The sequence below is a fragment of the Algoriphagus locisalis genome, assembly GCF_900116615.1.
In the GTDB taxonomy this organism is placed as follows: domain Bacteria; phylum Bacteroidota; class Bacteroidia; order Cytophagales; family Cyclobacteriaceae; genus Algoriphagus; species Algoriphagus locisalis.
This window is the reverse complement of the sequence record NZ_FPBF01000002.1, coordinates 669176-684029: the sequence shown is the minus strand read 5'-3', so window position 1 is coordinate 684029 and position 14854 is coordinate 669176. Positions and strand designations below refer to the sequence as shown.

Here is a 14854-nt window from a genome sequence, read left to right as displayed (position 1 = left end):
TTACTAAGAGCAAACGTAAAAGTTAAAATGCAAGACTTGCAGCTATTTCCATTTGATTCAGAGATCTCTGTTGAGCATAGAGTATCTAAGTATCCTTTAATGAGATACATGGGAAGCAAGAACAAACTAGTTCATTGGATTCACGAAACTTTGGAGGGTTTAGATTTTGATTCAGCCTTGGATGCCTTTTCAGGATCTGGTGTAGTATCGTACATGATGAAATCGATGAACAAGAAAGTTTACTCTAATGATTTTTTAAATTTTTCTTCAGTTATTTCTAAGGGAGTAATTGAAAATAATACTGACAAAATCAATGCTCATGATATGTCCATTTTGCTTGATATGGATGTGAAGTCAGAGGATTTTATCCAAAGAACTTTCAAAGATGTTTTCTATGACCAAGCTGATCTACTTTTTTTAGATAAAATTTCATCAAACATTGGTCAAATAGGCTCTAAGTATAAAAGAGCTTTAGCCTATGCTGCCTTATTCAGATCCTGCCTAAAGAAGCAACCTCGTGGTGTATTTACAATTTCAGGGAATTTAGATCGATACAATGATGGGAGAAGAGATTTACGATTGTCAATGAGGCAGCATTTTGTAGAGCAAGTAGCGATCTATAATGAAGTGGTATTCGATAACCATAAAGAAAATGCTTCATTTAACCTGAATGTTTTCGATTTCGGTAGTAAAATGTATAAACCTGATCTGGTATATATGGATCCTCCCTATGTTCCTGCTTCAGATGATAACTGTTATGTAAAAAGATACCACTTTTTGGAAGGTTTATCTAAATATTGGAAAGGTGAAGAAATCATGGAAAACACGAAAGTGAAAAAAATTAAGAAAAAACATACTCCTTTTTCCTATAGAAAGACTGCCATTCAAGCGTTTGAAGAGATGTTTGATAAATTTTCCGATAGTACTCTAGTTCTTTCTTATTCTTCAAACGCCTATCCAGATTTAGAGACTTTGGTTAGTATTATGAAAAATCATAAAGATGATGTTGAAGTCAAAACAAAGCCACATAAATATCATTTTGGTAATCATTCTTCCGTATTGAGATCAAATGTAAATGAATATTTAGTTATTGGTCAGGGCTAATATGAGAAGACATACACAGACAAAAAGTCAATTGGTTGCAGATTTAGGTGAAGTGGTGACAGATTGGAAAGATGCTTTTGCAATTAAATTCATTGATTACCTAAACAATTTGGAGCAAAGTGGGGATCTAGAAGAAGAGCACCTTAGTTTGTTACTTGAACAGGATTTTGAAGTTTCTATCACACTTTTTCGCATTATTCTCGAACAATCAAAAGATGAGTTTACGGAGACCTTAAAAGCCATCTTCTTTGAGAACCCGAAAGGGTATGGAAAAACTTCATTCAGGTTTGATCCAAGCGGATATACAAGAACTCTTAATAAACTTGGACTTGTTCGGAAGATTAACGAGATGTCTTCAAGGAAATATTCTTGGAAGGATATAATTCAAGAAAGACTTAAGATGGGAAGAGGAAGTGCAATAAAAGGTCAAACGAGAGGAAAGAATCTAGAAGATTTTGTTGAGATTATTGTTGGGGAGGTTTTTGATAAATTCGAGATACGGAAAAGCTTTATTGGTTCAAACGGACTCAGCACAGCAAAAGCAGATTTTTGTATCCCTTCAACCCAACAACCAAGCATCGTGATTGAAGTTAAGGCCTATGGGGCTACTGGAAGTAAGCAAAGTGATGTAATTGGTGATGTTCAGAAAATAATCAGTGAAAAGCGTAATGACACCTATTTTTTGTTAGTTACTGATGGCGTCACATGGACTGCACGGCTTCGGGATTTTGAGAGATTGGTAGAGTTTCAAAACTCAGGTGATATTTACCGGATATACACTCAGAAAATGAAACAGGAGCTGCTTGAAGACTTGACTCAGTTAAAAATCGAGTTATCGATAGACTAGAAAATTGCTTGAAGTAACAGAGCCCGGTGATTTATCCCCGGGCTCTGTTATTCTTCTAACTTTATCTTTTTGACTTCAGAATTCTACTTTAAATCTCCATTCCTTTATCACGCATCTTTTTGAACTCATCAAATCTTCTGAATATAGCTACCGTAAATCCAGCAAGCATAATGATAGTTCCAATCCAGAGAATATTGATATAAGGCTTTACAATAGCCTTCATCACCACATAGTCTTTTTGGTATTGATTGACTTTGAAGACAAACTTATTCTCTTCAGGCAGGATATTTTCAAGACTCACTTTGATTCCGAGCTCATTATCTACCACTGGTAGTTTTCCAACCTGGTTGTTTCTAATGATGAAAGTTGGCTGAATTAATTTCTCTACATCGTAATCCAAAATTCGGAGATTTGCTCTCACAGCGACGTCACCTTCCTGAAGGACATATCCATCGAGCTCTTTCAGCACATCAGCCCCATCAAAGTAAGTCACGAAGTCTGCTATGTGGAATTGCTCGCCAGGAGCAACTTCATAGGTTTCATCTTCTTTCCAATCTGGATCTTCAGAATCATTCATGGCTGCCACGTAAGTATAAAGATCCTTGTCAATAAAGATTCTGGAAGCAGGAGAAGAAATCAACCCACCCATTCCCTCGTTGAACTGAGACATGGGACTAAGTGAAAACTTCAGCACTTCATTTTGGTAATACTCGATCTGGAAGTAGTCGTTTTCCTCCAGCACGATAGCTACTTTATCTCCTTTCTTGAAGTAATCTTTGTAATCCTCCAAAGCAAGGGCTTCATTTACTTTACCTGTAGGTTCAAGAATCTTCGCGGGAACGTACTCAGAAATACCTTTTACCTTCTTCTGACGACCACGGTAAATCACCGTATAGTCCTTCATCTGAGTAGGCTTGTTGATCCAAAGTAGCACATGCTCTTTGTTCAATTCATCTTCCCAGCTGTTGCTGTAAGTCAAGCCAGACATATTGATGGAAATGGTGTCGGAATATCCTGAACTGAACATGATTCCGATCAGAATCATACCTAGACCAATATGCGCCAAAGAGCCACCCGCTAGTTTGAACGTAGATTTTTTCAAGATCTTGGCTAAAATTACCGAGTTGGCAGTAATCGTAAATGTGCCCGCAAGGACGATGATCATATATTGCCAATCAAAGACTTTGGCCAAAACGATAATCGCTGCAGATAGCAATACTGATATGATGTAAGGAGTCAATAGCGCATCTTTCAGGGCTTTTTTGTCCATTTTTTGCCACCAGAAAAACTGTCCTACGGCCGTAAGCATAGCCAAGGCTACAGCAAACCACAATTGAAATTTGGTATAGAATTCTATCTGATCTGCCGGAGGTGCCATATTCGATATGCCTCCGAAACTTTCCACCATCGCATTCCAAGCTGGAATGGAAGTAGGAAGAATCACCTGAAATGCCATCAATGCAAGTGTAGTGGCACCGATAAACACCCAAAACTCACGGGAGTAAACTGAAGCCTCTTTCTCTGAAGTCGGAATATGTTTCCAATTGATCACGCAAAGGACTACAGCCACAACTAGGAAGAAAAGCATGTAGATCAGCAGCTGCCCGGATAGCCCAAGGTCGGTGAATGAGTGCACAGAAGCGTCGCCCAATACACCTGATCTCACTAAGAAAGTGGCATAAAGCACTAGGATAAAAGTCATAATCACTAAGACAATCGAGGTCTTAAGTGCCGTTGCACTTTTCTTGTAAGTAATCATGGTGTGGATCGAAGCTACTAAAATGAGCCAGGGTACATACACTGCATTTTCCACCGGATCCCAGTTCCAATACCCGCCAAAGTTCAGCGTCACATATGCCCAGTAAGCTCCCATGATGATTCCCATTCCTAGGATCATAGCGGAGAAAATCGCCCAAGGCAACGCTGGACGAATCCATTCAGAATACTTTTTGGTCACCAGTCCTCCCATCAAGAAGGCGAAAGGGACTAAAGTCGAAGCGTAGCCCAAGAAGAGTGTTGGAGGGTGAATGACCATCCAGATGTTTTGCAAAAGTGGATTCAATCCTGTTCCATCTTCAGGAACGAAATCAGGATTCATCTGGAAGATTGGCGCTTGAGTCGCATCTCTTAAGAGAATAAAAGGCGAGCTGCCGATTTTCAAATCCACAATCACAACACCCAATATCATGGAAACCAAGAATGCCTGCACGAGTGCAAAAACGATCATTACTGGCGCTTCCCAGAACTTATTGGTGAAAATAAGGATGGTTCCCAGCACCACATTCCAAAAGATCCAAAGGATAAAAGCTCCCTCTTGGCCTTCCCAGAAGCTGGAAATCATATAGTGAACGGGTAGCGCTTCCGAACTGTGCGAGTAGGCATAAAAATACTCGAAACGATGATTGTAGATAATCTCAAAAAGTGACACAGCAATCATCACTGCGGAAATGCCGTGGATACCGAAGCTGATTCTACTGAATCTTTTCCAGCTGGCTTTGTCGATTTCGTTAGCGCGGAAATATTGAATGTAAGCGTATGCGGTAGTCAGTGCACTGACGAAGGCCACTATTGTCATGAAGTGGCCAAGATTACCGATAAAGGTATTGATCATGGATTTTTTATTCTAACTGCTCTTACTCACATTCCTGCCGCCTGCACTTCAGTTTCCTGATATTTTGAAGGACATTTCATCAGGATTTTATCGGCAATAAATATTTCGTCGTTCTTATATGAACCGATCACCACCACAGATTCAGAGCGGGTGAAATCCGCAGGAACTGGCTCATTGTAAAACACTTCCTGCTCCACTCCTTCGTTGTCAACCAACATGAAAGTGAAAGAAACTTTGTCCTCTCGCACATTTAAACCAGTCACTTCTCCGCTTCCATCTTTCTTCAGCTGTCCAACTACGTGAATCGCTTTGTCATCTCCATTTTGCTTCATTTCTTTGGCAGTGGTGAAGCTTTCGTAGCTACTTGCATCACCGATGGAAGTCATGATAATTACTATTGATATTGCAATGATTCCTAGGCCTATTAAATGTCCTGTTTTCATAAGATTATTGAATTTTAGGAATGAAGATTTTTTTCGAGCTTGGTGATTTTACGATCTGTTCTGATGAGATAGACGGTGATCCCGGCGAAAACGATCCCGATGACACCTACCAAAACATAGATTTTACCATTTGAACGCATGACATCTGCCATTTCTACCGAGCTATTGGTGTAATCGGCTTCAGTGACAGGGATTTTCTCTTGTGCCAAAGCAGAAAGACTGAAAACCAAAAGAGCTATTGTTAGTAATTTTTTCATTTATCAGGAATTAATCATTCGGTCTTCAATTGTCCTCTCCACCCTACGCATTCTGACGCGCACAGTTGCGATCCAGCTACCTAAAAGTGTCCATCCAATAATCGCCGGATAAAACACCGCCCGAAGTTTGGAGTCCAAGTCATAGGCATTGAAGCCGGGGTTTCCACCATTTCCAGGATGTAAACTGTCTGTTAATCTTGGTAATACGAAGATAAGGGGAATAAAAGCCGCGAAGGCGAAAATGTTATAAATGGCTCCGATACGCGCTCTCTGCTGAGAGTCAGTTAGTGAATTTCTTAGTACTAAATATGCGAAATACATTAATATCCCGATGGCTGAAGCATTTTGTTTGGGATCACTACTCCAGTAGTCTCCCCAGGTGAATTTGGCCCAAAGCATACCCGTTACTATTCCCAATACTCCGAATAGAATGGCTGAGTTGGTGAATTCTATCGCCATGTCATCGTGCCTAATGTCGTTGGTGCGAAGGTATTTGATGCTATAGTACACAGCAGCGACTAGCATGAGTATCATGCCGAACCACATCGTCACATGGAAGTAAAGTGCTCGTATAGTTTCGTTTAAGATGGGTAGTCGAGGTACGTCCATCAGCAAGCCTGCGATTAGTGTGTACAGCAGCAGGGCAATTGCAAGAAATTTCCACCAGGATTGGCGCATAGGGCATTTTTGCTAATTTAAGCGCAAAAATAAGGCATAAGTTCCTGAAAACGCTGCTTTTTGTGAGTTCTTTTAACCGCGGAGATTCGCGGAGGATAACATAGAGCTCACAGAGAAGATAATTAAAGATGGGATTTAATTTTGACTTTTTAGGAAGTCTATTTTTCGAGAAATAAATGGAGGTTTAGGATACGACGAGTTGGTGAGTAATTTTCAAATCTTCCAATCTTCCAATTTTTCAATTTTAAATCACGAATGATGAATGATGAACTCCAAATTAAGAAGACTACGACCTCCACAAATAAGGAAACAGAATAAACCCAGTCACTGCTACGATGACATTGATTGCCAGAAGTGTCAAAAGTTTATCCACACTTACACTCCAGTCCAATCCGTCCATTGCGTTTTTGGAAATGTGGATGGCCATCAGCAAAATCGGGATGATTACCGGGAAACTTAGTATGGCCATCAGTGTGGCGTTATTTCCAGCTTTGGAAGCGATCCCGCTTACCATGGTCAAACTTGCCGAGAAACCCATTGCTCCTAAAACCAAATTGAGTAGAAATAAGCCTTGGTCTTGAATAGGATTGCCCAAAATTACTGAAAAAACGCCATACCCCAAAAGTGCTAGAATTAGCGTCAGACCTGTATTGTAAATGATTTTGGAAAGGATAATCGCTTCGGGAGATGCTATCATGTAATAATAGAGTTGACGGCCTTGATGCTCTTGCACAAAACTTTTTGCCACGGCATTCACTGCCGAGAAAAGAATGATGATCCAATACAGGGCATTCCAGGTAGGAGTGGAAATATTCCCTTGTCTAGCACCTACACTTAAATAAGTGATAAAAACTGCCGAAACCACATAAAGCAAAATCCCATTCAGCGCGAATTTCTGCCGCCATTCGAGCGTGACTTCTTTACTGATCAGAACCGAGATTACCTTTAGCATCGCCAAATATATTGATTTCGGATTTTGGATTTCGGATTTCGGTCCGACAAATCTGAAATCGTATATCAGAAATCCCAAATCGAAACTGCCAAAATGACACCAAATCTCCTTTGGAACAACACTTGCAATTCTGTGCCCGACAAACATTGTGTTTAACTAAACTAATTTATAGCCATGCAGGAAAAAGGCACGATCTCGATCCATACCGAGAACATTTTCCCGATTATCAAGAAGTTTCTCTATTCTGATAACGAGATTTTTCTAAGAGAACTTGTCTCCAACGCTGTCGATGCGACACAAAAAATCAAGCGACTTGCGACATTAGGTCAGTATTCCGGCGAACTCGGAGATACGACTGTGGAAGTGAGCTTTGATGAGAAAAAGAAAACCATCACCATCTCCGACCGAGGTCTGGGGATGACTGCTGAGGAAATCAAAAAGTACATCAACCAAGTGGCTTTCTCAGGGGCTGAGGAATTCGTAGAGAAATTCAAAGACGCCAAAGATGCCAATGAGATCATAGGTAAGTTCGGGCTAGGTTTTTACTCGGCTTTCATGGTTGCTGACAAAGTGGAAATCAACACACTTTCCTACCAAGAAGGCGCGGAAGCCGCTAAATGGACCTGTGACGGTTCTACTTCTTTCGAAATCTCCAAAGGAAAAAGAAAAGAACGCGGAACCGACATTATTCTACATATCAACAAAGATTCTGAAGAATTCCTTGACAAATGGAAGCTTCAGGGGATCTTAGACAAATACGCAAAATTCCTTCCTGTTCCGATCAAATTTGGCACGAAAACCGAATCTGTAGAAGATGGAGTGGATGACAAAGGCGAGAAGAAATGGAAGTCAGTGGAAGTTGATAATATCATCAATACTACTACTCCTATCTGGACCAAATCACCAAGCGATCTGACCGACGAGGATTACCTGAAATTCTACAAGGAACTCTATCCAATGTCTGAGGATCCACTTTTCTGGATTCACTTGAATGTGGATTATCCATTCAACTTGACGGGAGTTTTGTATTTCCCTAAAGTGAAAAACGAATTCGAACTTCAGCGTAACAAGATCAAATTATTCAGCCGTCAGGTATTTATCACCGATGAGGTAAAAGACATCGTACCAGAGTTCCTGATGTTGCTGCATGGGGTGATTGACTCTCCGGATATTCCTTTGAACGTATCCAGAAGCTTCTTGCAGGCGGATGGGAATGTGAAGAAAATCAATTCTTACATCACTAAGAAAGTAGCAGACAAGCTTGCTGAGCTTTACAAAAAAGACAGAACTGCTTACGAGCAAAAATGGGGTGATATCGGACTTTTCGTGAAATACGGAATGATCTCTGAGGAGAAATTTTACGAAAAAGGGAAAGACTTCGCATTACTTAAAAATACAAATGGCGAATTCTTCACAATCGAAGAATACCAGTCTAAAGTAAAGCCAAACCAAACAGACAAGAATGAGCAAACGGTCATTTTGTATGCAACTGATTTGGAAAAGCAGGATGGATTTATTCAATCTGCCAACAAGAAAGACTACGATGTCTTAGTGATGGACTCACCGATAGATAGTCACTTTATCCAGAATTTGGAAAGCAAACTGGAAAAAACGTCTCTGAAACGCGTAGATGCCGATGTAGCCGAGAAGCTGATCCAGAAGGATGAGACTTACGCCAACCTACTGACTGAAGATCAGAGCAAGGAAGTGAAGGAAATCTTCGACAAAGCGATCAACAATAAGACTTACACAGTAGAAGTGGAAGGCTTAAGCCCGGAGGAACTTCCAGTGACAATCACCATGGAGGAATTCATGCGCAGAATGAAGGAAATGGCTGCCACAGGTGGCGGAGGAATGGGCTTCTACGGTTCCCTTCCTGATGCGTACAAAGTGGCCATCAATGGAAATCACCCAGTAGTGGACAAAGTTCTGAAAGCAGCAACCGAAGAAGAAAAGATCAAAATAGCCAAGCAATCATTTGATCTTGCGCTTCTTTCCCAAGGTTTGCTAACAGGTAAAGATCTGACAGCCTTTGTAAAGAGAAGTGTAGAGTTGTTGTAATTGGTAGTAGCTACCCTCCAAGGCCCACGATAGCTATCGGGGTCAACCTTTGGAGAGTTTAATTTTCTAAAAATCCCCGAGAAGCTCGGGGATTTTTTTCGTTTTTGACTCTTCAAACGTAAAAATATGCAGTTTGAAATCAACTTTTCGAGTTTTGTTAACTAATTGAATTATAGCACGTTATAAATGGGATTTTTGCGTGAGTTAAAAATAAAATAGCTGATTGTCAGTTGGTTATATGAGTAGTTTAAAAATTTTTATACTAAGAATTTGGATCCATAAATGGTTGAAGTATAAATTAGAAATAAGTTTAAAGCGCCGAAGACTTTTTAATAAATCAACAACTCTAAAATTTTTAAGCAAAATGAAGACAATTAAATTAATGGCACTTGTATGCTTGGCATACTTTGCCTTCGGATGTGAATTTGATCAAACAGAAATTATTTTAAATGATGATCTTACTCAAGCTCTAGAAGATGATAACAAAGGTGTACTCAGAATTGGTGAAAACACTTATATCTTTAATGATAATTCTAAGGGGACAATTACTAAGTATAAGAGAAACTCAAGAAAACATGAGTTTTTGTATGATACTGAATCTTTAAATATTAATCTTGAAAATCTTCAAGAAAATTATAGGCTTAAAGATGATAGTTTCATAATCGAAAACGAGGTGACTGATGAGTATTTAAAATTGCTAAACGTTGATGAGTCAAAACCCGGTACTATATCATTTGATGTAGAACTTAGTAATGGCTTGAAGTTTGAAAATCTCAATTTCACAATACCACCGAGTGATTCAATGGGTTCAGCTAATTCTAGAACATCGGTTGCATGTCCGTGGTGTTGGCCATTAGCATATTTTTTGGCTGCTATATTGGATGAACTTGGAGATGATGTATATAGTATTTGTGCACTAGCCTTAAACAATTGTGCAAACGCAGGCGGAGTGGCTGAATTGGAAGTAACAGAAGGAGGATGGTTTAGTGAAAGTACGTGTACAGTCAACTGTCAATTGCCTGATTAATCCTATAACTTAATGAATCAAAAAAAATGGTTACTTATCAGTGGAAGCATATTGCTTTCACTGGTACTTTTCTTTATTGCTTTTTTTCAGCTAGCACCACCGCTGACTGATATAAAGCAGTCTAGTTTTTCAAGTTTTTATTTGTATACTTTCATATTACCTGTACTATTTGCTCCATTATACGAAGAGATACGGTTTCGTGGCTTTCTGTCAAAAAGCAAAATACTTCAAGGCCTTTTTATAATTCTCACCCCAATGAGTTTATTTGTCTCAGGCTGGAATATCAATGTGTTTATATTCGTATTGATTATATATGGACTTTTTATTTTGTATAAAAGATATGAATATGGCTTAATATTGGATATATTAATTATTCTCACATCCCTACTCTTCAGTTCTCTTCATTTACCTAAGGAAGCTAATCTCAGTTGGTCTTGGATACCCTTTCTTGGAGTTACTTTCTCGCTCGGTTTAATATTTAGTTGGGTAATTCTTAATAAATCTATTATATGGGCTTTTCTACTACATGGAGGATGGAACTTGGTGTTAGGCTTAATCACTTTGTGGTACCTGCAATTTGGGATCTCAGAAGAGCCTGGAGAAGTGATAACAGAGAATTATCAAATGGAGTATCAACGAATTCCTTTTTTGAATTCAAATTCTGGGCATTATAAACCAAAAGATAATATATTAACTATTACAAATTTGAACCTTCAAGATGTTTTGGGAATAGTTAGTCCTGAAATATTAGACACAATGTTAGTTACTGAACCATATGTTAAATATAATATCACATTCCAATCGGAAAATGAAGTTGACCTTAAATTTAATTTCATCAAGGCTTTGGAAATGGATTCGTTGTTGATTAAAAAGGGGAATTGAAGAAAGGGAGTTAACTCTCGATTCTCTTACTATTAACCTCATCCTTTTCCTCAATAATCAAAGCCTACCTCCACACTAGGGTATTCCGCCAAAAAGCTTATTTTTGTCTATGCTTTCTAAAAAGACCAAATACGCCCTTCATGCCCTGACTTATCTTGGAAGACACAAAGATGAGAAGACAGTTTTGATACAAGAGATTGCTGAAGAGCATGGGATTTCCCATAAGTTTTTGGAGAATATACTTTTGGAACTCAAAAAGGCAGGAATGCTGGGAAGCAAAAAAGGAAAAGGTGGAGGTTATTACCTGATCAAAGAACCCAAGGATATTCCACTTTCCCGTGTGATCCGCCTGTTGGATGGACCAATTGCTTTGCTTCCTTGCGTGAGCTTAAACTATTACGAACCCTGCGATGAGTGCAAAAATGAAGCTGTTTGCGGGATAAATCGAGTGATGATCCAAGTAAGAGATGAAACTCTTAAAATACTGGAAAACAAGACATTAGAGGATATTCTAAAAGAAGAATAAAAATTTTTTACCATAAACCCTATATATTTTATAGGGTTTATATACTTTTGTACTTTATGCTCGTAATAAACCTAGTATGATTTTAGACCAACCACTCAAAAAGCTGTTTGCCAGCAAGCCGGGAAAAGATAGCAATGCGAAGAGCTTGCTTAAGTCTATCTCTTGGAGAATCGTGGGTACAATTGACACCATTATCATTTCCTATTTCGTGACTGGAGAGTTCGTGATGGCGTTATCAATTGGATCTGTTGAGGTTTTCTCCAAAATCATCCTGTTTTATTTCCATGAGAGAATCTGGGAATCTGTACCTAAAGTAAAAGAAGATGACACTCGAAAAGAATATGCATGAGTTAGAGGCTCAGTTGAGTGAATTGAGTGCTCAGGAAGGATTGGCCTTGATCGCGGATTTATTCCCCGGCAAAGTCACTTTCTCTACTTCTTTGGGTCAGGAAGATCAGGTAATCACGCAATTGATCGCAGAGACAAACTTACCGATTTCGATCTTTTCCCTGGATACGGGGAGATTGTTTCCGGAGACCTTGGATCTGCTTTCCAGAACTGAAGCGAAGTACAAGCAAAATATCAAAGTTTATTATCCCAATACAGAATCTGTAGAAAAACTGGTTTCGGAGATTGGAATAAATGGGTTTTATGACTCGGTTGAAAACCGCAAGTCCTGCTGTTTTGTCCGCAAGGTAGAGCCTTTAAAAAGAGCCTTGGCGGGAAATGATGTCTGGATCACCGGACTTCGTGCCGAGCAATCAGCCAATAGATCAGGAATGAAACGCATCGAATGTGATGAAGGAAATCAGATTCTGAAGTTCAATCCCTTATTGGATTGGACATTTGAAGACATGATCAACTATATAAGCGAGAAGAATATTCCATATAATCCACTTCACGACAAGGGTTTTATCAGCATAGGCTGTGCTCCATGTACACGGGCGATTATGGAAGGAGAAGATGCAAGAGCCGGAAGATGGTGGTGGGAAGATTCAAAAAAGGAGTGTGGGCTGCATGCGAAGTGAGATCTGAGATTTTAGAATCAAGAATCAAGACATAAGATTTTAGACTTAAGACATTAGAACTTCAACATTCATTATCTCATCATTTTTCATTCGATATTAAAAGATTAATTAAGAATGATGAACATCGAATAGCGAATAATGAAGTCAATCAGAAGACATAAATAGTAAGGAAATGAACAACCTATTAATTCCTAATCCGAAAGAAGCAGAATCGATCCACATCATCCGTGAGGTGGCGGCGCAGTTTGAGCGTCCGGTTTTGCTTTTTTCCGGAGGAAAAGATTCCATTACACTCGTGAGATTGGCTCAAAAAGCATTTTACCCAGCGAAGATTCCTTTTCCTTTATTGCACGTGGACACTGGGCATAATTTCCCTGAGACCATTGAGTTCCGGGATAAGTTAGTGGAAGAGCTCGGATTGGAGTTGATCGTGCGCAATGTGCAGGATTCCATAGACCAGGGGAAAGTTCGTGAAGAGCGCGGTAGATATTCAAGCAGAAATTCTCTTCAGACTACCACGCTTTTGGATGCCATCGAAGAGTTCAAATTCGATGCTTGTATAGGAGGAGCGAGAAGGGATGAGGAGAAGGCCAGAGCGAAAGAACGGGTTTTCTCAGTAAGAGATGACTTTGGTCAGTGGGACGAGAAAAATCAGCGTCCAGAGCTTTTTGATATGCTAAATGGAAAAATCCATAATGGACAGAATGTACGTTGTTTCCCGATTTCCAACTGGACTGAATTGGACGTTTGGGAGTATATCAAAACCGAAAATATTGAGATTCCATCAATCTATTTTGCGCATGAGCGGGAAGTTTTCTTCCGGGACGGCATGATCTGGACAGCCAATGAGCATGTATTCAGAGAGGCCCACGAAGAAGTTGAAGTAAGAATGGTAAGGTTCAGAACGGTGGGAGATATGACTTGTACTGCCGCGGTCCTTTCGGAAGCAGTTTCTCTGGAAGACGTAGTGGGCGAGATTCGTCTATCTACCATTTCCGAGCGTGGTGCACGAATTGATGACAAGCGATCCGAAGCGGCCATGGAAACTAGAAAGAAAGTCGGGTACTTCTAGAATTGTACGAAGTACAATGTACCATGTACAAAGTATTCTTAACCATGGTCTATTGACTATCAACTAAAAAATGAACAACATGTCTGAAAATAGAAAACTAATAAAAATCGCTACTGCAGGTTCTGTCGATGATGGCAAGAGCACGCTGATCGGGCGATTACTTTACGATACCAAATCTCTGACCACAGATAAAATCGAAGCAATCGAGCGCAGCTCCAAGCAACGCGGATATGATTACTTGGATTTTTCTCTGGCAACAGATGGCTTGGTAGCCGAGCGTGAGCAGGGAATTACCATCGATGTAGCACATATTTATTTCAATACTGCGAAAACCAATTTTATCGTAGCGGATACTCCTGGTCATGTGGAGTACACGAGAAACATGGTGACCGGGGCTTCTACTTCTCAGGTGGCGATCATTCTGATCGATGCCAGAAAAGGCGTGATCGAGCAGACTTATCGCCATTTCTTTATCGCAAATCTCCTTCGAATCAGCCATGTGGTCGTTGCGATCAACAAGATGGATTTGGTGGATTATGATGAGGAAGTGTACTTGAAGATCAAAGCTGATTTTGATGCTTTGGTAGCCAAATCAGATTTCTCTGAGGACCAGATTACCTTTATTCCGGTGTCGGCGCTGAAAGGTGAAAATATCGCCAGAAAGTCAGAAGAGATGCCTTGGTATGTGGGAAATACACTTTTAGATCACCTGGAAGTGCTTGAGCCATCGGACTTGGAACCAAGTTCTGTGGCGAGATTCCCTGTGCAATATGTCATCCGTCCAAAAACCGAAGCCTGGCATGACTTCAGGGGTTTTTCAGGAATGCTTTACGGAGGTAACCTGAAAGTAGGTGATGAAGTAACGCTTTTGCCCTCATTGAATACTTCCAAAATCAAAAGCATACACTATTTCGATCAGGAAGTTCAAGAAGCTTCTGCAGGAAGTTCTATTGCAATCACCTTAGAAACAGAAGTGGACTTGAGCCGCGGAGATATGTTAGTGAAAAGCGGGGAATTGCCAGCCAGTGAAAAGCAGATTTCCGCCACCATTTGTCAGGTGAACAACAAGGCTTTGACCGTAGGCAAGAAGTATATTTTGCAGCACGGAGTAAATCGTGTCTTGGCAAAAGTAGATCAAATAGAGTCCAGAATTCACACGGATTTCACAGGAGCAGAAGATGCTCATTCCTTAAAATTAAATGACATAGGGCGGGTTCATTTCCGATTGAGCAAGCCCATTCATTTTGATCCTTATAAGACTAATAAGTCAAATGGAAGCTTCATCCTAATCGATGAAGCAGAGTATGATACCGTTTCGGTTGGATTTATAGAATGATTAAAAAATTGGAAGTAGAGGTTTAATAAC

Annotated in this window: 15 protein-coding genes; 10 read left to right on the top strand and 5 right to left on the bottom strand. The window is 39.9% G+C overall.

What is annotated here, in order from left to right:
- The first annotated feature begins 27 nt into the window (after positions 1-27).
- Together BM386_RS08050 and BM386_RS08045 are read left to right on the top strand one after the other, a co-directional pair.
- Entirely contained in the window at positions 28-1104 is a 1077-nt protein-coding gene (locus tag BM386_RS08050) for a DNA adenine methylase (protein WP_211482892.1), read from the top strand.
- 1 nt (position 1105) lies between these two features.
- A complete protein-coding gene (locus BM386_RS08045) occupies positions 1106-1951 on the top strand; it encodes a DpnII family type II restriction endonuclease (protein ID WP_091692540.1) in 846 nt (281 codons plus the stop codon).
- A gap of 88 nt (positions 1952-2039) precedes the next feature.
- Here BM386_RS08045 and ccsA (BM386_RS08040) read toward each other — a convergent pair whose 3' ends face one another.
- The 5 genes from ccsA (BM386_RS08040) to BM386_RS08020 all read right to left on the bottom strand — a co-directional run bounded on the left by ccsA (BM386_RS08040) (position 2040) and on the right by BM386_RS08020 (position 6892).
- Entirely contained in the window at positions 2040-4562 is a 2523-nt protein-coding gene (gene ccsA / locus BM386_RS08040; protein ID WP_091692539.1) for a cytochrome c biogenesis protein CcsA, read from the bottom strand.
- Between the two features lie 26 nt (positions 4563-4588).
- The gene (locus BM386_RS08035) at positions 4589-5005 is read right to left on the bottom strand and encodes a cytochrome c maturation protein CcmE domain-containing protein (protein ID WP_091692538.1); all 417 of its coding nucleotides are present in this window, start codon (positions 5003-5005) and stop codon (positions 4589-4591) included.
- A gap of 14 nt (positions 5006-5019) precedes the next feature.
- Positions 5020-5262 (bottom strand): CcmD family protein, encoded by a 243-nt coding sequence (locus BM386_RS08030; RefSeq protein WP_170857058.1) that lies wholly within the window; start codon positions 5260-5262, stop codon positions 5020-5022.
- 3 nt (positions 5263-5265) lie between these two features.
- Positions 5266-5940, bottom strand: coding sequence for a cytochrome c biogenesis protein CcsA (gene ccsA, locus BM386_RS08025; protein ID WP_091692537.1), 675 nt, complete (start codon positions 5938-5940; stop codon positions 5266-5268).
- A 286-nt stretch (positions 5941-6226) separates the two neighbouring features.
- A complete protein-coding gene (locus tag BM386_RS08020; protein ID WP_091692894.1) occupies positions 6227-6892 on the bottom strand; it encodes a heme exporter protein CcmB in 666 nt (221 codons plus the stop codon).
- Between the two features lie 174 nt (positions 6893-7066).
- Between BM386_RS08020 and htpG the strand changes: the two genes are divergently transcribed.
- From htpG to BM386_RS07980, 8 genes are all read left to right on the top strand, one after another.
- Positions 7067-8953 (top strand): molecular chaperone HtpG, encoded by a 1887-nt coding sequence (htpG, locus tag BM386_RS08015; RefSeq protein WP_091692536.1) that lies wholly within the window; start codon positions 7067-7069, stop codon positions 8951-8953.
- A 364-nt stretch (positions 8954-9317) separates the two neighbouring features.
- Positions 9318-9980, top strand: a complete 663-nt coding sequence (locus BM386_RS08010) for a hypothetical protein (protein WP_139235872.1) — start codon at positions 9318-9320, stop codon at positions 9978-9980.
- A 12-nt stretch (positions 9981-9992) separates the two neighbouring features.
- Positions 9993-10862 carry a CPBP family glutamic-type intramembrane protease gene (locus BM386_RS08005; protein ID WP_091692534.1) on the top strand — a complete coding sequence of 290 codons (870 nt, stop codon included), beginning with the start codon at positions 9993-9995 and terminating at the stop codon, positions 10860-10862.
- Between the two features lie 109 nt (positions 10863-10971).
- Positions 10972-11388 (top strand): RrF2 family transcriptional regulator, encoded by a 417-nt coding sequence (locus tag BM386_RS08000; RefSeq protein ID WP_091692533.1) that lies wholly within the window; start codon positions 10972-10974, stop codon positions 11386-11388.
- A gap of 76 nt (positions 11389-11464) precedes the next feature.
- Positions 11465-11737 carry a DUF2061 domain-containing protein gene (locus tag BM386_RS07995; RefSeq protein WP_091692532.1) on the top strand — a complete coding sequence of 91 codons (273 nt, stop codon included), beginning with the start codon at positions 11465-11467 and terminating at the stop codon, positions 11735-11737.
- Positions 11712-12416 carry a phosphoadenylyl-sulfate reductase gene (locus BM386_RS07990; RefSeq protein ID WP_091692531.1) on the top strand — a complete coding sequence of 235 codons (705 nt, stop codon included), beginning with the start codon at positions 11712-11714 and terminating at the stop codon, positions 12414-12416. The genes BM386_RS07995 and BM386_RS07990 overlap by 26 nt, the downstream gene beginning before the upstream one ends.
- A 172-nt stretch (positions 12417-12588) precedes the next feature.
- Positions 12589-13488, top strand: coding sequence for a sulfate adenylyltransferase subunit CysD (cysD, locus tag BM386_RS07985; protein WP_091692530.1), 900 nt, complete (start codon positions 12589-12591; stop codon positions 13486-13488).
- 79 nt (positions 13489-13567) lie between these two features.
- Complete coding sequence (locus BM386_RS07980; protein WP_091692529.1) at positions 13568-14824, top strand: sulfate adenylyltransferase subunit 1; 1257 nt, start codon at positions 13568-13570, stop codon at positions 14822-14824.
- The last annotated feature ends 30 nt before the right edge of the window (positions 14825-14854 follow it).

What these genes read in the sequence shown, in the direction of transcription:
- BM386_RS08050 (WP_211482892.1), top strand. Translation starts at nt 28, where the DNA reads ATGCAAGACTTGCAGCTATTTCCATTTGATTCAGAGATCTCTGTTGAG.
- BM386_RS08045 (WP_091692540.1), top strand. Translation starts at nt 1,106, where the DNA reads ATGAGAAGACATACACAGACAAAAAGTCAATTGGTTGCAGATTTAGGT.
- ccsA (WP_091692539.1), bottom strand. Translation starts at nt 4,562, where the DNA reads ATGATCAATACCTTTATCGGTAATCTTGGCCACTTCATGACAATAGTG.
- BM386_RS08035 (WP_091692538.1), bottom strand. Translation starts at nt 5,005, where the DNA reads ATGAAAACAGGACATTTAATAGGCCTAGGAATCATTGCAATATCAATA.
- BM386_RS08030 (WP_170857058.1), bottom strand. Translation starts at nt 5,262, where the DNA reads ATGAAAAAATTACTAACAATAGCTCTTTTGGTTTTCAGTCTTTCTGCT.
- ccsA (WP_091692537.1), bottom strand. Translation starts at nt 5,940, where the DNA reads ATGCGCCAATCCTGGTGGAAATTTCTTGCAATTGCCCTGCTGCTGTAC.
- BM386_RS08020 (WP_091692894.1), bottom strand. Translation starts at nt 6,892, where the DNA reads ATGCTAAAGGTAATCTCGGTTCTGATCAGTAAAGAAGTCACGCTCGAA.
- htpG (WP_091692536.1), top strand. Translation starts at nt 7,067, where the DNA reads ATGCAGGAAAAAGGCACGATCTCGATCCATACCGAGAACATTTTCCCG.
- BM386_RS08010 (WP_139235872.1), top strand. Translation starts at nt 9,318, where the DNA reads ATGAAGACAATTAAATTAATGGCACTTGTATGCTTGGCATACTTTGCC.
- BM386_RS08005 (WP_091692534.1), top strand. Translation starts at nt 9,993, where the DNA reads ATGAATCAAAAAAAATGGTTACTTATCAGTGGAAGCATATTGCTTTCA.
- BM386_RS08000 (WP_091692533.1), top strand. Translation starts at nt 10,972, where the DNA reads ATGCTTTCTAAAAAGACCAAATACGCCCTTCATGCCCTGACTTATCTT.
- BM386_RS07995 (WP_091692532.1), top strand. Translation starts at nt 11,465, where the DNA reads ATGATTTTAGACCAACCACTCAAAAAGCTGTTTGCCAGCAAGCCGGGA.
- BM386_RS07990 (WP_091692531.1), top strand. Translation starts at nt 11,712, where the DNA reads ATGACACTCGAAAAGAATATGCATGAGTTAGAGGCTCAGTTGAGTGAA.
- cysD (WP_091692530.1), top strand. Translation starts at nt 12,589, where the DNA reads ATGAACAACCTATTAATTCCTAATCCGAAAGAAGCAGAATCGATCCAC.
- BM386_RS07980 (WP_091692529.1), top strand. Translation starts at nt 13,568, where the DNA reads ATGTCTGAAAATAGAAAACTAATAAAAATCGCTACTGCAGGTTCTGTC.